Annotated in this window: 17 protein-coding genes; 5 read left to right on the forward strand and 12 right to left on the reverse strand. The window is 55.2% G+C overall.

The features are described from left to right. Positions 1-547: 547 nt before the first annotated feature. On the reverse strand, positions 548-937 hold the full coding sequence (locus tag JUK32_RS05430) for a response regulator (protein ID WP_204137834.1): 390 nt from the start codon (positions 935-937) through the stop codon (positions 548-550). 344 nt (positions 938-1281) lie between these two features. Here JUK32_RS05430 and JUK32_RS05435 point away from each other — a divergent pair, with 344 nt between their 5' ends. After that, complete coding sequence (locus JUK32_RS05435) at positions 1282-2835, forward strand: sensor domain-containing diguanylate cyclase (RefSeq protein WP_204137835.1); 1554 nt, start codon at positions 1282-1284, stop codon at positions 2833-2835. A gap of 32 nt (positions 2836-2867) precedes the next feature. Here JUK32_RS05435 and JUK32_RS05440 read toward each other — a convergent pair whose 3' ends face one another. Further along, entirely contained in the window at positions 2868-3515 is a 648-nt protein-coding gene (locus tag JUK32_RS05440) for a DUF3386 domain-containing protein (protein ID WP_204137836.1), read from the reverse strand. Positions 3516-3736: 221 nt separating this feature from the next. Between JUK32_RS05440 and glgA the strand changes: the two genes are divergently transcribed. Continuing rightward, positions 3737-5212, forward strand: a complete 1476-nt coding sequence (glgA, locus tag JUK32_RS05445; protein ID WP_204137837.1) for a glycogen synthase GlgA — start codon at positions 3737-3739, stop codon at positions 5210-5212. Here the strand turns inward: glgA and JUK32_RS05450 are convergent. From JUK32_RS05450 to JUK32_RS05475, 6 genes are all read right to left on the reverse strand, one after another. After that, on the reverse strand, positions 5181-5405 hold the full coding sequence (locus JUK32_RS05450; RefSeq protein WP_204137838.1) for a hypothetical protein: 225 nt from the start codon (positions 5403-5405) through the stop codon (positions 5181-5183). The genes glgA and JUK32_RS05450 overlap by 32 nt on opposite strands. A gap of 33 nt (positions 5406-5438) precedes the next feature. After that, positions 5439-9191, reverse strand: coding sequence for an EAL domain-containing protein (locus JUK32_RS05455; RefSeq protein ID WP_204137839.1), 3753 nt, complete (start codon positions 9189-9191; stop codon positions 5439-5441). A 23-nt stretch (positions 9192-9214) separates the two neighbouring features. Next, positions 9215-10366, reverse strand: a complete 1152-nt coding sequence (locus tag JUK32_RS05460) for a diguanylate cyclase (protein ID WP_204137840.1) — start codon at positions 10364-10366, stop codon at positions 9215-9217. A gap of 263 nt (positions 10367-10629) precedes the next feature. Further along, positions 10630-11007, reverse strand: a complete 378-nt coding sequence (gene psb28, locus JUK32_RS05465) for a photosystem II reaction center protein Psb28 (protein ID WP_204137841.1) — start codon at positions 11005-11007, stop codon at positions 10630-10632. 44 nt (positions 11008-11051) lie between these two features. Further along, entirely contained in the window at positions 11052-11732 is a 681-nt protein-coding gene (rppA, locus tag JUK32_RS05470; RefSeq protein ID WP_204137842.1) for a two-component system response regulator RppA, read from the reverse strand. A 115-nt stretch (positions 11733-11847) separates the two neighbouring features. Beyond that, positions 11848-12345 carry a TM2 domain-containing protein gene (locus JUK32_RS05475; RefSeq protein WP_204137843.1) on the reverse strand — a complete coding sequence of 166 codons (498 nt, stop codon included), beginning with the start codon at positions 12343-12345 and terminating at the stop codon, positions 11848-11850. A 381-nt stretch (positions 12346-12726) separates the two neighbouring features. Here JUK32_RS05475 and JUK32_RS05480 point away from each other — a divergent pair, with 381 nt between their 5' ends. Next, positions 12727-13296, forward strand: a complete 570-nt coding sequence (locus tag JUK32_RS05480) for a pentapeptide repeat-containing protein (protein WP_204137844.1) — start codon at positions 12727-12729, stop codon at positions 13294-13296. A 78-nt stretch (positions 13297-13374) separates the two neighbouring features. On the opposite strand, the gene JUK32_RS05485 is transcribed toward JUK32_RS05480, so the two are convergent. The 4 genes from JUK32_RS05485 to JUK32_RS05500 form a co-directional block, all read right to left on the reverse strand. Beyond that, on the reverse strand, positions 13375-13626 hold the full coding sequence (locus JUK32_RS05485; RefSeq protein ID WP_204137845.1) for a hypothetical protein: 252 nt from the start codon (positions 13624-13626) through the stop codon (positions 13375-13377). A gap of 194 nt (positions 13627-13820) precedes the next feature. Beyond that, the gene (locus tag JUK32_RS05490; RefSeq protein WP_204137846.1) at positions 13821-14306 is read right to left on the reverse strand and encodes a MerR family transcriptional regulator; all 486 of its coding nucleotides are present in this window, start codon (positions 14304-14306) and stop codon (positions 13821-13823) included. Positions 14307-14674: 368 nt separating this feature from the next. After that, positions 14675-16759, reverse strand: coding sequence for a polysaccharide deacetylase family protein (locus JUK32_RS05495; RefSeq protein WP_239112356.1), 2085 nt, complete (start codon positions 16757-16759; stop codon positions 14675-14677). 153 nt (positions 16760-16912) lie between these two features. Further along, complete coding sequence (locus JUK32_RS05500; protein ID WP_204137847.1) at positions 16913-17509, reverse strand: DUF1997 domain-containing protein; 597 nt, start codon at positions 17507-17509, stop codon at positions 16913-16915. A 356-nt stretch (positions 17510-17865) separates the two neighbouring features. Here JUK32_RS05500 and pheA point away from each other — a divergent pair, with 356 nt between their 5' ends. Then, a complete protein-coding gene (pheA, locus tag JUK32_RS05505; protein ID WP_204137848.1) occupies positions 17866-18726 on the forward strand; it encodes a prephenate dehydratase in 861 nt (286 codons plus the stop codon). 535 nt (positions 18727-19261) lie between these two features. Continuing rightward, positions 19262-19768: a hypothetical protein gene (locus tag JUK32_RS05510; RefSeq protein WP_204137849.1), complete on the forward strand. Its 507-nt coding sequence runs from the start codon at positions 19262-19264 to the stop codon at positions 19766-19768. Positions 19769-19845: the final 77 nt, after the last annotated feature.

Here is a 19845-nt window from a genome sequence, read left to right on the forward strand (position 1 = left end):
TGGACAGCAATATCGCTGATTGAGCGGAGTCGAAATCAGCCACCTGGTTACCGTTTAACTAGGCCCAGCTACTTAGCGGTAACCTTGATGATCCTGAGTCCTGGAATGCCGTAGTCTTCTTTACATGCTCTGAGAGCTGACGATGAGGATAGAGACCATTGATCGCCGTTCTACCTGAACGTTGACTGTAGCAACGTTAGGCAGTGCGTTTTCCGCCGCCAGAAAGTGATGAGCTAGTGCCGAGACCAGGTATGCGTCGTCCTCTGACCCAATGTATGGCTCGCTGAGAAGTGTTAAGTGTGGTTGCCAGCTGAAGCAGCTATCTGACTAGTCAGATGATGATATTTTGGCGGCGCTTCAAACGTCCGTATGATGATGATCTGCCTTAAGGGACTTGCGCGAAAAAAAGATCCCCATGAACCGAGTTTCGACTTCGCTCAACTCTCGATACTGGAAGGCTGAGCGAAGTCGAAACCGGATTGAACGGGTACTTTATTGAGTTGCAGTTCCCTAATTTGACTCACTGTTATGGCTTCTGCCAACAGGTTTAGGCGGCGCGGGCGAGCAATCGGCTCAAGGCTTGTCGTAACTCGCTGGCATCAAAGGGCTTGGTCATGTAGCCAGAGGCCCCAGCTGACTTGGCCTCCGCGCGATCGGCCGCTGAGCGGTGAGACGTGAGCATCATAATGGGTAGCCGGTGAAAGCGAGGAACACTCCGCACGGTACGACAGAGTTCAAAGCCATCAATGCCGGGCATGGTGATGTCGAGCAAAAGAGCCGCGATCGGCTGGTGATAAATCACTGACAGCGCCTCGACCGCATTATCGGCGACGACGACTTTGAAATCGCAATCTAGCGCACGCTGCACCATTTGCTGAATAATCAGGCTGTCATCAACAGCCAGCGCAATGGGTTTCTGGGGGGCTGAACTGGTCATACCAACCTCTTGAGCGGACGATCGCTCGGCTTAGGCAATCTGTGTGTCTATGGTTCTAAGTGTCTATGGTTCTAAAGTACCCAATGACCCAGCGGAGAGTGAGCCCTGATATTTTTTGTTACTCATTCCGGATGGACACTGCCCGTGGTGCGTATGAATGAGGCGTCATGTAAGGTGGCGCGGGGGTAAGACACACGCTTACCCGACCCTTTATGTTTGAATGGATATCCAATTGTGGAACTTACAATAAAGGAACAGCCTTAGTTTGGGAATGTCTGAAAGCTTCATCACGGCGAGCGACACGCTCCCAGAGAGAAGATCGGGGGAGGCTTAGCGTACACACCTTGGCAGTCAGCGTAGCAACTCGGGCCGCTGTACAACAGCGACTATCTGGACTGCTAGCCGTCGTCAGACAACTGGTACAGTCGGCGATGGTAGAAGCGTATGCGCCCCAGACTGGTTGGATAACGAAAGACTCTGACCTATCGCACGATGAACGTCGCCAAGTCGAGTGGTTGGCCGAGCAAGTGATGGCCACGGGCGAAGTCATCCTGATTGACAATGTGCAAGATCTACCCAACTCTCGACAAGCGAATCGCCCAGAAGCCGTCGGACAGGCGATCGCCCCCCTCCAGTTTTTTGCCGGATTTCCCGTGGGGACGACGCTACGGACGCTGGGGAGCTTGATGGTATTCACTCGCACCCAGGGCAGCCTCACGCCCGAGCAACAGCAGGCGATCGTCACCCTGGCAACTGAAATGGGCAGCTTGCTCGATACGGTCACCCTGACTGCGGTTTCTCCCGGTTCGGGGCCAACCCTTCCCCTGCCAGAGGCTGCAGCGATCGCGGCCCAAGCCGCCCCGCCTTCAGTCAGCCCGAATTATCACAACGTCATGCGACTGAGCATGGCTCTGCAAAGTTGTCTGACCTTCGAAGATTTGACCAATCAACTGGTCGCATTGTTGCCCGTCAATTTACCCATTCACGCCTTTGAAGTCGCGCTCAATTTTGAGCACCATAAGAGCCAGCGGTTATGTTTTTGGTCAGATGAGACCGTGAACATTCCGCATAGTGATGAATTGGTGTGCCAAATTCCTGACAAGTTCGACGTTTATACGTTGAAACCCGAACGCCGAATGCCCACCGCCCGAATGCCCGTCGCCCCCAGGGATACCAGCGACTCCACAACACAGCTGCCGCCTTACTATTACTGGCGGTGCTACCAACTGGCAGTGCATAACCGGAGTCTGGGCACCCTCAAGCTGTGTCTCAAACCCGAAACCGCTAAGCATTTTCCGGTCGAAAACAGCATTCTCGACTACGTGGCTGACCAAATTAGCGTGACGTTACGTCGCTTGGTGCTGTTGCGCAAGCTCCAAGCCGAAAATCTGCAAGATCCCTTGACCAAACTGTTTAACCGCCGCCACATGATGGGCGTGTTGAGCAAGTTGCTCAAGCGCGTCAGCTACGGTCAGTACGAGGTGGGCCTGATCATCCTTGATCTCGACCACTTTAAGCGTCTGAATGATACTTACGGACATGACGCGGGCGACCAGGTGTTGAGCATGGTGGGGATATTTCTCAAAGGTCATGCCCGTCCCAACGATGTGGTCTGTCGGTTTGGGGGGGAAGAGTTTGTGCTGATTTTGCCCGGCGTGACGTGGCCCATCCTGGAGCGTCGAGCCCAGCAACTGTGCCGGGGCTTGCATTATTTGAATCTGAAGGTAGGGGAAACGACGCTGCAAATCACGATGTCGGCGGGGTTTGCGATCGCCCCTTCACAAGCCAAAACCCCCGCAACGTTGATTAAAGCCGCCGATACGGCGCTGTATGAGGCCAAATGTCAGGGGCGCGATCGCGCGGTGGGCGCGCCCCTGACGCCAGAGTCCGAAGCCTAAACCGAAGGCTCACTGCTCCGTTCTAGCAATGCCTAAGCATCCAACAATTGAATGTTAGAAAAGCGGAAGACTTGCTCAACCGGGCCGCGATCGGTCTCGGTTTGAATCTTGCGCTCCGTCAAGATGACATAGTCGCCCACTTTTTCGTAGTTGTCTTCAAAGACGCTGCGACCGCCCTTTTGCTCGCCCGTGGCGGGGTCGCGGTACACCGAATCATACTTGTGAGACAGATACCCCGCGCCCGTGTCGTGGCTGCTAAAGGTGTGAATCGTGACGACGGTGCCGTGGATATGGCGATGTACCATGCTGACTTCGTTATCGCGGACTTGATAGCGATCGCCCTCAGCCTTGCCGCCCATCGAAATTTCGACGGAACCGTCTTCCAACGTTTTGCCATAAGAAAAGGTATTCTCACCGTGGGACGCTTCAAACGGGCGGCGAACGCGGTGAATCGCGATTTCCCAAAGCTGTCCGTGGATGGCTTTTTTCGCTGCCTCATCCTCAATGTCTGACACCTCAGCTTTGAAGTCAGCGTTGACTGTCGCCTTCGCCGTGACAGTCTTATCGTCTGCGATCATCGTCACATCAGTGGTGTAGCCGGGGAAATTCTGATCCCAGGTGTAGCGGTTTTCGTAGGCCGCGCGAAAGAAATCGCGAGCGGAGACTTGGGTGCCTACCATGCGTTACTCCTTAATATTGTCTGTGGAATGCAATTAAGCCTTTTAGCATGGTAACGCCCCGATTCGGGGAAAGGCAGGCAGGGGGAGCGTTGTCTCTCAAAAGTTATTACCGCCGAATGGGAAGCGATCGCAATCTGTCCAAAGTCCTCTTGCCTGACTAAAGGCTTCCTGATTGAATAAGTTCAATTCAAAATAAATTTTTGTGAAACGAGGGTTTCCCCATGTACATCGTGCAGATTGCCTCGGAATGTGCCCCAGTCATTAAAGCGGGGGGACTGGGAGACGTGGTGTATGGCCTGAGTCGTGAGGTGGCGGCCCAGGGAAATTGTGTTGAGCTGATTTTGCCCAAATACAACAACATGCGTTACGACCACATTTGGGGTCTGCATGATGCCTATCGCGACTTATGGGTGCCCTGGTATGGTGGCCGCGTTCACTGCTCGGTGTTCTGCGGTTGGGTACATGGTCAGGTCTGTTTTTTTATTGAGCCGCACTCCGAGGACTTCTTTTTCGATCGCGGGGTCTACTACGGCTGCGACGACGACCCCATGCGGTTTGCCTTTTTCAGCAAGGCGGCGCTGGAGTTTTTGCTGCAAAGCAATAAGCGACCGGATGTGATTCACTGTCACGACTGGCAAACTGGCCTGGTGCCCGTGATGCTGTACGAAATGTTTCAGTACCAGGGCCTGGACACCCAGCGGGTGCTGTACACCATTCACAACTTTAAGCACCAAGGCTTTGCGGGGCCAGAAGTGCTCTGGGCCACCGGGCTCAATCGGGAAGCCTATTACTTCCAGTACGAGCAACTGCGCGACAACTTCAACCCGTTTTCGCTCAACTTTATGAAGGGCGGCATTGTCTACGCCAACCATGTCAACACCGTGGCCCCACACCACGCCTGGGAAGCGATGTACGGCGACTGTGGTTTTGGCTTGGGAAGCACGCTACATGCCAAGAGCTTCAAGTTTTCGGGCATTCTCAACGGGGTTGACTACACCATTTGGAACCCGGAGAAAGACGCCCATATCGCTCACCCCTACAGCCTCAGCACGTTGGAAGACAAGGTACTGAACAAGAAAGCCCTGCGAGAAAAGCTCGACTTGCGCCCCTGTGATAAGCCGATGATGGCCTTTGTGGGTCGGTTAGATGATCAGAAAGGAGTACATTTAGTCCACCACGCGATGTACTACGCCCTCAACCGGGGCGCACAATTTGTCTTGTTGGGGTCAGCGACGGACAGCACAATTAATGACTGGTTTTGGCACGAAAAGCGACACCTCACCAACAATCCCGACATCCATCTGGAACTCAGCTTTAACGAAGAACTGGCTCACCTGATTTACGCGGGCGCTGACATGATGGTGGTGCCCAGCAAGTTTGAACCCTGTGGTCTGACTCAGTTGATTTCGATGCGCTACGGCACGATCCCGATTGTGCGCGGTGTGGGGGGGCTGGTCAGCACTGTGTTTGATTGGGACTACGATACGTATCATCCCTTAGCAGAGAGAACGGGCTTCGTCTTTTATGAGTCCGATAACTATGCCCTGGAGTCAGGCATGAATCGGGCGCTGGATCTCTACTACGACGAGCCTGAAATCTTCCAACAGTTGGCACGGCAAGGGATGCAATATGACCACTCGTGGAAGAAATCGGGGGAAGAGTATATCAAGATGTACGACTACATCCGCCATCAGTAGGTCGGTCGCGATCGCCCTGAACATCCAGGTTCTGGATCATTTCCATCGTTGCCACTGCTCCCGTTATCCGCAGGCGGCAGGCGATCGCTGGGGGGAGATAGTCCGGGACCGTATTCAGGCAAGAGTAGGACAAATCAGCGGCAACCGACTGCTGCCGTCGTGTCAGCGACTGGCCAACAGCAGCGACAGTCATGGGGAGAAATCACCCAGTCTTCGCGATCGCCCCCTAAATTTTCAGCGTTCGTCCGGCAGCCAGCAGGGCCGTCGCGGCTTCGGGAGCCAAAGGATGGGCAAGCAGATACCCCTGCCCAAATTCGCACCCCATAGCTTTGAGCCAGTCCAGTTGCTGATTGGTTTCAATGCCTTCGGCGATCGCGGCTAGCCCGAGTTGGTCGCTGAGCTTCACCACCGCTTCCACAATCTTGTAATTTTTGCCGCCGGGGCGCATCTTGCCGACAAAGGACTTATCAATTTTGAGATAGTCGGCTGGCAGGCTGTAGAGGTAACTCAGCGACGAATACCCCGTGCCGAAATCGTCAATACTGATGCGGATGCCCAAGTCGTGCAAGCGCTGGAGTAGGCGAATGGTGCCGTCAACATTATCAATTAGCAAGCTTTCCGTCATTTCAAGAACGAGGTTCGTGGCGGGGAGGTTGACCTGGGCTAAGGTGTGGGCAATCAACTCGACCAAATTACTTTGCAGCAGGTCTTTGCCCGACAGATTGATACTCATGCGCAAATCATCCAACCCGGTAAACTGCTGCTGCCAGGTTGCCAGTTGCTGACAGCCCGCTTTGAGCACCGCTTGGCTAATGGCTAAAATCAGCCCCGTTTCTTCGGCAATGGGGATGAAGTCATCCGGCGGCACCAGGCCCTGAGTCGGATGCTGCCAGCGCACTAACGCTTCAAAGCCGGTCAGCCGTTGGGTATTGAGATCGATAATGGGCTGGTAATGGGGAATGAACTGGTGTTGCGCGATCGCCATCCGCAGGTCATGTTCTAAGGTCATACGTTTGACCGCCAGCACATGCATCTCGGTATCAAAAATCTCATAGGTTCGCCGCCCTCGGGCCTTGGCGCGGTAGAGCGCGATATCCGCATCACGGAGCAGGTCAGAGGCATCGGTGTAGCCTGGGTGGCCCCAGACAATGCCGATGCTAGTGGTGACGAAGACATCGAGCCCAGCCACCGGCATGGCCCCATTAAACGCCGCGAGAATGCGTTCCGCCATCTGCATCGCCGCTTGGACATTGGGTAAGTGCTCTAAGAGGATGACAAATTCATCGCCGCCCAATCGGGCCGCAAGATCGGTGGGACGAATGAGCGTTTGCAGCTTGTGAGCAACCCTGACCAACAGTTGGTCGCCCACGAGATGCCCCAAGCTGTCGTTAATCACTTTGAACTGATCTAAATCGAGAAACAGCATGGCGAAGCCATAGTTTGCCAACCGCCGCGATCGCTGCATGGCAAGTTCTAGGCGATCTATTAACAGCGCCCGATTGGGCAAGTCGGTCAACGTATCATGCAGGGCGCGATAAATTAGCTGTTCTTCAGCCTGCTTGCGATCGCTGATGTCGAGGTTCGCCCCCACCACCCGCCGGGGCTGACCCGCCTCGTCGCGTTGAATGATGGCATAGGCGGCGATGTGGCGGATAGAACCGTCGGGCCAAATGATCCGAAACTCCGTCGCGTAGTCTACTTCACCCGCCAAAGCCAACTGCTCGATCAACTGCACACTGGGCAAATCTTCGGGGTGAACCACGGCTTGCCAGGCCGGCTCCGTATCCTCAGGCGTTTGGGGGGCGATTTGGTACAGCGTAAACATTTTGTCATCCCACAGGAGGCGATCGCTCACCACATCCCATTCCCAAATGCCCATGTCTGCCGCTTGCACCGCCAACCCCAACCGCTCGGTCAAGTCTCGCAGTTTTTGAGCCGCTGCCTTCCGCTCGGTAATGTCAAAATTGGCCCCAATCATGCGCAAAGGCTGCCCCGCCGCATCTCGCATCACCAGGGCGTGGGCTTCAATATGGCGAATAGTGCCATCGGGCCAAATAACGCGAAATTCCGTATCAAAGTCTTGTTCACCGGCGATCGCCCGCTCGACAGCGCGTTGCGACCCCGGCAAATCTTCCGGATGGACGCCCCGTTGCCAAGCCTCAAGTGCCTGGCCAAACGTTTGTGGGCTGATGCCGTAGAGTTCGTACATCCGGTCATCCCACAGCAGGCGATCGTTCGCCACATCCCACTCCCAGATGCCGAGTTCCGCCGAGCGAGCGGCCAGTCCCAAGCGGGTCGAGAGCTCTTGTAACTGCATTTCGACCTGCTTGCGATCGCTCACATCCAAAATCACCGTGTGCCATAGCGTCGAGCCATTGGCCTGGCGGACAGGACGGCCCCGCGCCTCCAACCATTTGCGGACTCCGGAAGGCGTCGTAATGCGCCACTCAAAGTGCCAAATATCGAGCGTCTCCGCCGAAGCCATCACCGACGCCTGCATCACAGGCAGATCTTGGGGATCGACCATCTTCCAAAGAATAGTGGCATCCTGCTCCACCGCAGCAGCGGCGACCTCCCAGAGCTGATAGCAGCCAGGACTCATATACAACACCGCATCGGTGCCATCTGGTTGCATGACATAGCGAAAGACCGCCCCAGGCAAATTATCGGCGACATTCCGGAAATTGGCCTCACTAGCTTGCAGTGCCCGCCATGAGACCTGCATCTGCTCCATCATGGATTGAAACGAATCGCTGAGCTCACTGATCTCGCGAGTGCCCTGGGCGTTAACCACTGGTAGGAGTTCACTGGGTTCTAGGGCCTGGTGGGGCAGATCTTTGGCCGCCTGATTGAGTTTCAATAGGGGAGTCGCAATCCACCGAGCGGTGATGAGGCCAGACCCAGTGACCATGGCCAACGCCACCAAGCCGAGCCACAGGGTATGGCGAGTGTTGGCAAAAAGCGGGGCCATGAAATCCGACTCGGGCACCGTAATGACGATCAGCCAGTCCAGCCCTAATTCGTCGCTATAGGGGGTGATCAGGACAATGTGACGCTCGCCATCCCGCCAAAACTCGGTCTGTTTAGCTTGTTGGAGCTGGCCGAGGTTAACCGCTGTGGTCTGCAAATGCGCCGCCGTTTGACGAATCAGCGGATTCCGACTGTCGGTAGCCCGGAGGCGGTCTGGCAAGTCCTGATCGGGGGTCGCAGTCGCTGGTGATAACGGTTCCCCACTGGAGCTCGCGACCAAATCACCGTTCCGTTCAATGATGAAAATTTCCCCCGTTTCCCCAATATCTAAATCGGCTAAAAACTCACTGATTTGCCCCAGTGATAGGGTCGCGTTGGTCACACCGACGAGTTGTTGGGTCGCCGGGTCGTAAATGGGACTGACCGCACTAATGAGGTTATACGGGTCGGCATAGTTAGGATAAATTTCCGTCCAGGTCAGTTGCTGGGCGGCAACGGCATCGCGATACCAGGGGCGACTTTTAAGATTAAAATCATCCGCTTTGAGCCAGGGGCCGCGATCGCCCTGGTCGGTCAGGGCATAAGTCCGCAACTGAGTTTCTCCAGGCTCCATGACGCGGGCCACTAACTGGTCGTCAGCTTCCACCCCCACACCAACGACCACTCCCGTTTCATACCCGATCGCGGTAATAAATAGCTCATCGTGTTGCGTCATTTCGGACCAGAGGTACCGCGTCAGGGTTTCTGGATCCCGCAAGTCAGTCAGATTGAACGAATAATGCGCCAGGGTGTTAGTAATGACGTCCTGGGGGATCTGCAAATATTCAGCGACGTGCAGTTCTGTCAGCGTGGTGATTTCATCCCACAGCTCATCGGCTAAGGCCTCGACGGTTTGCTGGCTGTTGCGAACGGATAGCCAGGCGACCAAGCCAATTGCCACTGACATCTGGGCCACAAAGGGCACGATTAAGACTAACTTTAGCGGTGTCTTAGCCAGCAGGCGATGCATGACATTCCCTGGTTTAGAGAGACTTAGCGGGGGTTAGCACAAACCACACGATTGCGGCCACTGGTCTTAGCTTGGTACAAAGCCTGGTCGGCCGCCTTGATCAGATAGTCAGGACTATCCTGATTTTGCGGCAGATCTGCCGCAACGCCGCAGCTCAATGTGATCAGCCCGAAGGGCGACTCGCGATGCTCAATGTTGAGCTGCGCCACCCCGGCCTGGATAGCGGCTGCGACTTCTAATGCCCCGGCGATTTCAGTATCGGGCAACACCACCGCGAACTCTTCGCCGCCATACCGCGCGACCAAATCAATCGTCCGCTTGACCGCTTGGCTCAGGGCTTGGCTCACTTGACGCAGGCACTCGTCTCCTTGGGGGTGACCATAGTGATCGTTATATCGCTTAAAAAAGTCGATGTCCAACATCAGCAGGGCGATCGCGGATTGCCGTCGGTGATGTTGCTGCCACACCTCGCCTAAATACTGGTCAAACCGTCGCCGGTTGGCTAATTGAGTCAGGGCGTCCGTAGTCGCTCGCTCGGCTAACTGAGCATGAAGTTCCGATTGCTGAATGGCCACTCCGAGTTGCGTAGCCAACCGTTGCAGCAGGCCAATGTCGAACTCATCCCACTGCCGAGTCGCCCGACAATGATGGGCAATCAACAGCCCCCACAAAGTATCGTCCCCTTGCAAAATCGGCACCACCAAATTGGCACGGACTTGGTAAGTGGCTAACAGTTGCCGATGACAGGCTTGGACATCAGCGGCGTCAATGTCCGCGATCGCCCTGACTCGGCCCGCTTGGTAACGTTCGACATAGCTATGGCGAAAGCACGGCTCCTCAAATTTGGTATAGAGAATGGATGAGATCTCTGGAGCGGTTGATTCGAAGGTGATGATGCCGCTCCAGTCAGGCTGGAAACGATAAATGAGGGCGCGATCGACGTCTAGAAACTGACGGACTTCGGCTACGGCGGTGCTGAGAATGTCATCGAACTTCAGGGACTGCCGGATTTGTTGCGCAATTTCGTCAATGAGTCGTTCCCGTGATAATTGGCTGCGGACGCGTTTGTGCGCTTTCTGTAAACCGGCCAGCGCCTGCCGCAGCTGCTGATTTTCGGCAATCAGGTCGTTCCTTTCTTGTTCCAGGGCCGCCATTCTGTCGTTCGGCTTAGACATCGGCTGCTGCTTCACCATGAGATTTTGAACATCTCCAAGGAAATATGTAATTGACGAGAAAAAGTGCAGCTGCGATCGCTGGAAAAGTGAACAAATAACCGCTCATTGGTGATACTCGGCGGCAACCTGCCCAGTTTTCGCAAACTCGGAACTGGTGGAGAATGACAATCGCGGCGATGGCCTGAAGCGGCTGTCCGGATTGGCAGGGATAGATATCAATGAGCGGTGCGGGCCAGCTAATCGCGGCACGATTGCCTACTAGCCTAGCTCTGCCCCGGTTCGCCATAGGCCATGCCATTGGCCTCAGCGTAGCGATGCATAAAGCGCATAAAGCGCTCCCAATAATCTTCGCGATCGATGGTGAGGGTACATTCCACCTGTTTGAGGTCGTCGCCCTCTGGCCCCGCAAAGATAAATTTCACCCCGGATGGCTCAATGGTGATGACGCCCTCACTATCGGTGAGCTTTAAGGCTTTGGCAAAGCGGCTACGAAAACTTTGGAACTGCTCGATCGCCTTCAGTTGCTCAAACAACAGCAGCACAATGCGATCGCCAGTCGCCTGATCCTGGCGCAGACTGACACCACTAATTTCTTCGGCAATGCCGTCGTAAAACTCGACTGTAGGCGTTTCGGCAGTCATGACTTGCGTACCCAACTTAAACCTTTAGTATACCGAGAAGTCCTTTAGCGCCCGAGCCGATAGCCTTTGCCGTACACCGTGTGAATCAGCGGCAACATGCCCTTCGGCTCAATTTTGCGGCGCAGCAAGCGCATTTGGGCGGCTAATACGTTGCTAGCCGGTTCTTCCAGATCGGCCCACACCGCTTGGTGAATCTGGCTGCGGGTCAGTACTTGATCGGGATGCCGCAAAAAGTAGCCCAGCAACTGCGTCTCTTTTTCGGATAATTCGATGGTTTCGCCTTGGCGATAGGCGAGCTGATTGGCTTCGTCTAAGGCCAAATCTTCGTACTGGAGCCGGGGCGATCGCTCGGCACTTTCTAGCGTTGGGAGACGCCGCAGCAGAGCCCGCACCCGCGCCAGCAGTTCCCGCAGCTCAAAGGGTTTGACGATGTAGTCGTCAGCCCCCGCATCTAATCCAGACACGCGATCGTCCAGCGTATCTTTGGCCGTGAGAAAAAGTACGGGGGTGGCATTGCCCTGCGATCGCACCTGCCGACAAATGTCTAAGCCGCTGTGGTGCGGCAACATCCAGTCCAAGATCAGCAAGTCATAGCTTTGTGTCGTTGCCAGTTGCAGCCCAGCTTGACCGTTAAACGCCAAGTCCACGTCATAGCCTTCGCGTGTCAAGACTCGACTCAACGGTTCAGCCAATTCAGCTTCGTCGTCAACCAGCAAAATTTTCATCAATTCGTTCGCCGATCAATCCACAAACGCCTTGACTAGCATACGACGCACGGGGCAGCAGCGTAAGGCGGATGGCAGCGCCCGGCAGCGCTGCCGCGATCGGCGTCAGCAGGCGCTAAACCGCAATTTCATCAAAGCGGTAGATGACGACGCCCGATTGGGGATGATTATCAATCGCGACATAGCCAGACCGGGCCATATCACTGAGCAATGCTTCCGCTTCCTCAAAGCTAAGCCCGGTATCTAGCACTGCCTGCGTGACGGATAGCTGTCCCGCGTTTTGCTTAGCAGCCTGCAGCAGCTTCACCATTTTCTGTTCTCGTGTTGGCGATCGCTGGGTTTGTGCCGTCGTTATGGGCTGGTTCAGCACGTCGTAGAGGTCGTTGCCGTAGACAGCCCGCAACCGCCGGAGGTCATGCTCTTCAGTCATGCCTGGCACCAAAAAAACGTCGATAAATTGCCCGATGCCAAACAGCCCTAACGTAAAGAACCAGATCAACCCACTGGTAATTTTGCCGTTATAGAGTCGGTGCAAGCCCGAAAATCCGAAAAAGCCACCTAACCAGAGCAGATAAGACAGGGTCAATCGTTGATGGCTGGCAGAGGACGCCATAACTGTCATTCCTAAAGACAACGACCCGATCTTAGTGAATTCACTGAAACGCTGGCGTCGTAGGATCCCCCCGCTGGGGGTAGGGTTTTTCCGGCAAAAAATTTTGTGAAGCCAGCCTTTCACAGCGGCTGCCATCTTTGCCAACGCAGTTGCCGACGCGGCGATAACCGATCGCACCGCCTGATCATCGCCGCATTCAGGCAGCGCCGCAGTCAGGACAGGGATTAGCACATTGCCATGTGAGCGATCGACAGCCAAACAGAAAAAGATTGCAAATCCCCGCAAAAATCGTTACATTTGTTTACATTCGCAATCATCAGTCTCATTGTTTCGATGCTTGCGCCTCATTTTAATATCGCTGCCATATCAACCCTCAAATTCATGGAAATTGTGCAACTCCTCAAAAGTTATTCCGCTGGTCGTCGCGATTTTAGCGGCGTCGATTTTCGTGAAGCTTGGATGCCTGGTTTACAACTCAGACAGGCCATTCTCCAAGGGGTTGATTTAACGGGCAGTAACTTAAGCCATAGCCTGCTGTCAGAAGTCAATTTTTCTAGGGCAATGCTGTGGCGGGCAAATTTGAGCCATGCCACGCTCTGCGACAGCTCGTTTGAGCGGGCAACGCTAATTCGGTGCCAGATGGTAGGCAGCAATTTGCAAGGTAGTTGCTTCGCGGAAGCTGATTTGCGCTTGGCTGATCTCCGTAACGCTAACTTGAGCCACGTAGCGCTACGGGGGGCACAACTCTGCTATGCCGATTTGACTGGGGCCACCTTGCGCGGCATCGATTTTAGAACCGTGGATTTGACCGGAGCCATTTTGGCCGATGTCCGTTTGATTGACTGTGATTTTACTCAGGCGCAGTTGCAACATGCTGACGCCTCGATTCAGCGGCAAATGTCGGCTGAGCGGCCTGTAGCAATCGATCGCGATCGCCGCCTCACCGCTTAGGTGCAGCCTTGTCGGGCGCTCAATCTCCCCCCAGACCACAGGGCATCCCTAGTTTCGGGGAACTTTCATAGCCAGGGTTCAAGAGGTCAGCAAGTCGCTGCGCCATAACTGGGCACGACAAAGGAGGGCGCTAAAGCGGGAGATTAGCTGCTTGTGTTCTTGAGAAGGCGATTGGGCAAACAGCTCTAACTTGACGATCACCTTGGCAATCGTCTGGGCTTCAATTTTAGGGACACCTTCACGCACTAGCTTTTGCCAATAAATAATGCTGAGGCTGCGATAGTCATTCGCGATACCAATGGTCGGAGCAGGGGCTGTCATCACGGTCATGATTTTCACTGAAGTCTCATCTTCTTCAATTCTTCATGATGCGCTGCAACTTTTCCGTGATTACACGGGTGATTGCTGCGTGATAATTGTGGGCCGATTCAGTGATGCACAACAGATCCGTCCGTGACGACGGCATGAGCCCCGGCGTGATGAGCTTGGCCGATATCTGTGATCAGCATCATCGGCCATCGCGATCATCTGGGGCGTAAGGGTATCCCTCGCTGCCGAAAGCTTTCAAAATCAATCACTTTGGCACTGCGGGTCGTTGCCCACACCTCATCGGCAAAGTGGATGAAGGACGGTAGCGTTATTAGCTTGAGTTGGCCCACATGGCGATCGGCCTTGGCCGCCACTTGCACCACTTGCGGCGCAGTATTCTCACCGGATTGTACCCAGTGGACAGCGCCATCTTCGATGACCAAATGTTTATTGTGCAGGGCACTGCATTCTGCCCCCTCAAAAAACGCCAAAATCTTGCGGATCATTTGTAGTGATACCTGTCGTCGCAACTGGCGAATGGCCCGCAGTTCTAAAATTTGTTCCCAAGTGTAGTAGGGTTGCGGCACGGTATCGCCCGCGCGGGCGATCGGTACAACCAGACCTGTCTTCGCTAGGTAGGTTAGTCGGGCGGGACTGGTGCGGGTTAGAACAACGGTCTCGCGGCGAGTAAAACGCTGCATCAGTGAACCTCACTGCAAAGAAACAGCCAAGCGATCAACCACAGAGAAATCTGTCAAGCTTTTGCTCACTTTACGCTAGATATCCCAGAATCTCCTAGATACAAATGCTCTATTGACGCTAGGTATAGTGATATTGCGAGCCCAGAATGATGAATCACGAGGGTCGCAGGCAATTACTAAGAAATATGCTGTGCCACCAGACTCACCGTCTGGGGCATCCCAACTTTGGCAAAGTCGGCGAAGTTGCCCACCCGATGGGGAGAAAGCTCCGTACCGGCAGGAGTTTAGGATTTGATGTCATGGCTAGCCCGTTGGGAGAGACAGCCAGACCGGGCTGTCGAACTGACGTCAAAGCATCGCCAATGTCGTTAAAACGCTTCCGCCCAGGCGTCTCCAGCGCTGGGAGCGTCGGCGAAGGTAAGGGGGCAGGGGCCTTGGGCTTCGGCTTCGGATAGTAAGGCAATCATGTGAGGCACAGGACGCGGCACGTATTCCACCAAGGATTCGCCTTTATAAGTGAGGGAGGTACTCGCGCCAGAATCGACCATCATGGCATCGCGGAGTCCTAATTGATGGAGCAGCGCCCCTAGACCGACGGAGTCAATGCGGTCTTTGGTAACGCCGATGACGGGTTGTCCGGCATTGTTAATCCCCCAAAAGGCGCGGTGGCGTAGGGCATCATAGTCAAACAAGGTGCCAAAGGAAGATGCGGGTTGGGGTTCGCCATCACGCACGAGCCAAGCCGCCCCCACAAAGGCATCGGTCACGTCAGACATTTCGGACTGGATGCCGCGCAGGGTGTTGTGCTTGGCCGCCTCAAAGGGCACAAATTTCACTTCATCAGCACTGATGAGCGCTAGGGGACGGCTATCGAGCAGGGGATTTTCGCTGGGATTGCCCGGCACAAAGGTTTGCGTCGCTTGACTCAGCACCGGCCCAATCATCACGTTGGAATCGAGATACCGCAGGTTAAAGAACGCACCATCGACGGCAGCAGTGGCGTTAGTCCGGGCGAGGATTTCGGGGAGTTGATAACGACTGTCGGCATGAACGGTGCCAGGCCGCCCGCCGGTAATCAGCGCGAGGGGCACGGCCTCCGTCTCCAACTGCTCGATGACACGAATCGGAGAATAAAAGTCAAAGGTGCTGGGGCTCACGACCGCCATGCCCAAGCCTTCCCAAGCATCGGGAATGACACTCTCTAGCTGAGACTGACCAAAGCGGCCGATGCTGAGGAGATCATCAGATTCGCCCGCGAACCACTCGGCGTCATTGCTCATGGTGAGGGCGGCATCGTACCCGGCAGCGGCGACTGCCGCCGCCACGCGCTCATCGTAGTTGCCTTCGGGATAGGTGAAGTAGCGGATGGGAATGCCCAGTTGCGCTTCTAACCGCTGCTTCGACTCGACTACTTCACGCTGGAGTTCGGCGTCGCTGAGTTCCCGCAGATCGCTGGGGTGCATGACACTGTGGGCAGCAATGGTGATTAGCGGGTCGGCGGCCATCTCTTGGGCGTGCTCCCAGGTGACGGTCGATCGCCCCACCACCTCACCATCCAGCTTGCCCGTAAAGAGGGAGAAGACCGCCGGATACTGGTACTGCTTCAGCAGTGGGTAGACGTGGGTGTAGTGGCCGACATAGCCATCATCAAAGGTCAGCAGTACGGGTTTGGGCGGCAATGGTGCCCCCATCCGGAGATGATCGTAAAGCTGGTCAAAGGAAATCGGCGTGAGTCCTTCCTCGTCAATACGCGCCAGGTGGGCGGCAAACTCTTCGACGGTGACATCAAAGAAGACTTCTTTTTCTGCCAGGATGTCGTGATACATCAATACGGGGACGCGAGCGGTACGGGCGGCTTCGTGGATGTTGGGCCAGGGGGCGGCACGAAACTGGCCCACAAAGCTGGGGTTGACGGCCTGGGTGAGCGCGCCAAGGGCGAGACTGGCCGGGCCGGGAGCGATCGCCCCGGGCTCGCCACTATTTGTCGTGCCTGACTGGGGCGGGGCAACACAGAGATAGCTAGCAGAAATTTCGCCCGGGAAAGCCCCTAAGCCTTGAGTACTAACGTTGTGCGCGATCGCCCCCAGCGTCGTCATTTTAGGCATCGCAGCGGCAGCTTCATTGCGGCTGAGAGAGAGCTTTTGGGTGAGGGTGCGGAAATTAATATCCGCAGGAACCTCTAGGGCGATTTGACCAGAGGTGAGCGAGAGTTGTGGCCGCAACGTAATCACCGCCGAGGTCGTAGCCCCCACGACAAAGCAAAAAATCCCGACTTTCGCTAACAGCCACGCTTTGGAGGGAATAGCCGGCACAGCGGCCTCACTCGCAGCGGCGACATCCGGCTGCGTGAGGTCATCAGCATTACCGGGCTCGGTAGGCTCACTTTCGGGTAGGCACGCTTCGGGCTGAGGCGTTGCATCTGCTGCTGCCGAGTTGTCCACTGATTTATCCATACAAGCTACCGTTCTACTCCTGCCAAGCCAGCCCTACTTATCTAAGCAAACATTATGCAGAAGCCGGTCGCTTTTTTCGCTAATAGGCCGGGGTTTTTGGGTTAAGAAATGAGGCAGCGGATTTAAGGATGCCTTAAATCCCTCCTGCGAGCTCTAATGATCCACACCAGAAGCAGCGACCCGAGACGCACTGAAGGCCAAGCTCGGCGCGGCTTGCTGCTGCGCTTGCTGACGGCTCCAGCGTTGATAATCGCTGGCCAACTGATGCATGAGCCGATGCTTAATGGTATTCAGCACCCCGCGCAAAATCTGGTTGCCCGTGGTTTCCAGGATGGCGTGCGGGGTCAGCGCCAAAATCGGCGGCAACCCAATGGCGATCGCCAGATCCACGTCCCCCGTCAGGTCAGTCACGGTAGCTTGTTCCGTCAGCTGCAACTGCCCCTGCAAATTGAGCGCAAACTGCTCGTTAATAAATTGATTGCCCTTAATCCAGCAGTCGAGCGATCGCACCGTCAGCACATGATCATGGCTCGCATCAATTTGCAAATCCACCACGGGGCGGATATTCAGCATTAAAAATTGAAAGCCGCGCAGATGAAATCGAAAAGTATCGTCACTCAGCTCCTCAACTTGATCGGGGTTCATCAAGGCGTGTACCAAGCGCCGAGGTTGCTTGAGATAGTGACTCAGCGGTACCGCATGACGGGCGATCTGCATGTTTGCAGTTTGTTGGGCAGTAAGGCGAAGCATGAAGTTGGTGGGTGACAAGTTCTGAATGGGTGCAGCAGCCGTCTACAGGCTGAATGTCGACTTAGAGGTGAAATCATTATGCCGTGTAAATACTGACCCCTTACTCATATTGTTAACACCTCTTCATATCTTTGTGTGGGCTTGTAACAGTGCGGATATCGCGCTTGGCATCAACCATTGGGCGCGTGGTGGCGACCTGGGCCGCGTTGCCGCAGATCAGGTCCAGATGCTGGTACGCTTTGTGCCCAACGGGGGAGCCCCCGACGATCGCAGGAACCCGGTGGTCCCGCCGCTGGGCAGGTTTTCTTCTAATGTGGTGTAGAGATTGTGTACATGACATCTTTGAAGCGACTTTTATGGCTGTAAGCATTGCTCATTTGGGGCCACGGGGCACGTTTTCTGAACAAGCAGCGTTGGCGTTTCAAGCCTGGCTCCAGGAAAACGAGGGTCAAGAGAGCGCTTTGATCGCCTATCCCAGCATCTTGCAGGCCATTCAAGCGGTGGCTGAGGGGGCAGTGTCGTTAGCCATCGTGCCGGTCGAAAACTCGATTGAGGGAAGCGTGGCCGTGACCCTCGATACCCTCTGGCAGTTGGAGTCTTTGCAAATTCAGCAGGCTTTGGTGTTGCCAATTCGCCACAATCTCATTACCCATGCCAGCACGACTCAGGCCATCGAGACCATTTATTCCCATCCGCAAGCGCTCGGCCAGTGCCAGCAGTGGCTGACGCAGCACTGTCCGCAAGCCACTCTGGTACCGACCCGCTCCACCACTGAATCCCTGCAGCATTTGAACGACCATGTGACGACCGCCGCGATCGCCTCCACCTGGGCGGCGGCCCTCTACAACCTGCCAGTGTTGGCTCCCACCATTAATGACCAACCGGATAACTGCACCAAATTTTGGGTGTTAAGCACCACGACGGCTGCCCAGGGCAATCACACCTCATTGGCCTTTAGCCTGCCGATTAATGCGCCGGGTGCCTTGCTCAAGCCCTTGGAGATTTTTGCCCGCGCCCAGATCAACTTGAGCCGGATTGAGTCGCGACCCACGAAGCGATCGCTAGGGGAATATCTCTTTTTCCTTGATCTGGAGGCGAGTCTGGCCGCCGCGCACACGCAAGACACCCTGCGCGCCCTCGCCACCTGTACTGAAAAAATCAAACTATTTGGCAGCTATGACACCATCGCCGTGGCCGCCCAGGCTACGATCCCCTAGCAGCCGCTACACCCAGTCAGCGTAGGGATCTGCAACTAAATTAAGTACCTGATCAAGCCGGTTTCGACTCCGCTCAACTCTCGATACTGGTAGGTTGAGCGAAGTCGAAACTCGGTTCATGGGGATCTTTTTTGCGCACAAGTCTCTTAGTCGACGGTTGATGTCGTAGTGCGCGTTGTATCCATGCACGGCTGGACTGCTGGAAATTGATGGAGAGACACCCCAGGCAACTGTCCCAGTCCCACGTCGGGGGCGAGGTTCAGACGTGACTGGAATTTCTGACGAATCATCCGGAGCGATCGCACTAGCTTCGTAAAAGAAACATAAAGCTATTTCATGAGTCATAAATCTCATGTGAAGTTAGGCCAGATCCTACCCCCTTGGGAGTAGCGATTCTCCATCTGTGCACACGCTTGGAACTGACCTCATGCCAGCCCTCAAACTGTCACAGCCAGCAGCAGCTTTCTGCGCAATCTCTCGGAGCCCGTCTGTAGAGACAAGTGAGTTACAGGGATGTCTACCCCCGAGAAGCACTATGCATACTCCTGCGATCGGCACTACCGCAACGATTCATCGCTCCGTCATCCCCGAGGTATCCCCTTGGCAGCGGCTCCCGCTGCAGCAGTTGACTAATTATGAGCGGATTGATCATCAATTTTCAGGACATCAAGTTTGGTTTGAATCGGCAATTGCCTTGCGCCCCTCTAATCCGGCCTTTCAAGCCCGTGAATCCACGCTGACCTTGATGTCTCAGGCCCGCGACACCGGGCTGAAAGTGACCTTGGGGGAGGCCATTACCGAAATCGATTTCGGCTTCATCAGCAGCGCTCCCCTCACCATCTCTTGCCTAGATGCCCAAGGCCATTGCGTTGCCCTCTGGCAAGCGGACCTAGACGCCCAGCCCACAACGCTAACCAAAACCGCTGGGCGACCAATGGCCCAAGGCGTCTCTCTCGATACTCGCGGCACTAAGACAGTGCGAATCGACTCGCGGGCACCCTTTGTGTTGACCCGCTTTTGGATCAAGCAGGCCGCAGATTAATAGGCTTGTTGCGAAATAACGAAAGAAATCGCTGAAATGCTTGTACAGCAAGGTCTTCAAGGATTCCTAGCGCAATT

Origin of the sequence: Halomicronema sp. CCY15110, assembly GCF_016888165.1 — a bacterium.
In the GTDB taxonomy this organism is placed as follows: Bacteria; Cyanobacteriota; Cyanobacteriia; order Phormidesmidales; family Phormidesmidaceae; genus Halomicronema.

Coding starts and splice junctions, on each gene's coding strand:
- psb28 (WP_204137841.1), bottom strand. CDS start 11,007: ATGACTGCCGAAACGCCTACAGTCGAGTTTTACGACGGCATTGCCGAA.
- JUK32_RS05450 (WP_204137838.1), bottom strand. CDS start 5,405: ATGACTGTCGCTGCTGTTGGCCAGTCGCTGACACGACGGCAGCAGTCG.
- JUK32_RS05440 (WP_204137836.1), bottom strand. CDS start 3,515: ATGGTAGGCACCCAAGTCTCCGCTCGCGATTTCTTTCGCGCGGCCTAC.
- JUK32_RS05485 (WP_204137845.1), bottom strand. CDS start 13,626: ATGACCGTGATGACAGCCCCTGCTCCGACCATTGGTATCGCGAATGAC.
- JUK32_RS05480 (WP_204137844.1), top strand. CDS start 12,727: ATGGAAATTGTGCAACTCCTCAAAAGTTATTCCGCTGGTCGTCGCGAT.
- JUK32_RS05490 (WP_204137846.1), bottom strand. CDS start 14,306: ATGCAGCGTTTTACTCGCCGCGAGACCGTTGTTCTAACCCGCACCAGT.
- rppA (WP_204137842.1), bottom strand. CDS start 11,732: ATGAAAATTTTGCTGGTTGACGACGAAGCTGAATTGGCTGAACCGTTG.
- pheA (WP_204137848.1), top strand. CDS start 17,866: ATGGCTGTAAGCATTGCTCATTTGGGGCCACGGGGCACGTTTTCTGAA.
- JUK32_RS05475 (WP_204137843.1), bottom strand. CDS start 12,345: ATGGCGTCCTCTGCCAGCCATCAACGATTGACCCTGTCTTATCTGCTC.
- JUK32_RS05430 (WP_204137834.1), bottom strand. CDS start 937: ATGACCAGTTCAGCCCCCCAGAAACCCATTGCGCTGGCTGTTGATGAC.
- glgA (WP_204137837.1), top strand. CDS start 3,737: ATGTACATCGTGCAGATTGCCTCGGAATGTGCCCCAGTCATTAAAGCG.
- JUK32_RS05455 (WP_204137839.1), bottom strand. CDS start 9,191: ATGCATCGCCTGCTGGCTAAGACACCGCTAAAGTTAGTCTTAATCGTG.
- JUK32_RS05510 (WP_204137849.1), top strand. CDS start 19,262: ATGCATACTCCTGCGATCGGCACTACCGCAACGATTCATCGCTCCGTC.
- JUK32_RS05460 (WP_204137840.1), bottom strand. CDS start 10,366: ATGTCTAAGCCGAACGACAGAATGGCGGCCCTGGAACAAGAAAGGAAC.
- JUK32_RS05495 (WP_239112356.1), bottom strand. CDS start 16,759: ATGGATAAATCAGTGGACAACTCGGCAGCAGCAGATGCAACGCCTCAG.
- JUK32_RS05500 (WP_204137847.1), bottom strand. CDS start 17,509: ATGCTTCGCCTTACTGCCCAACAAACTGCAAACATGCAGATCGCCCGT.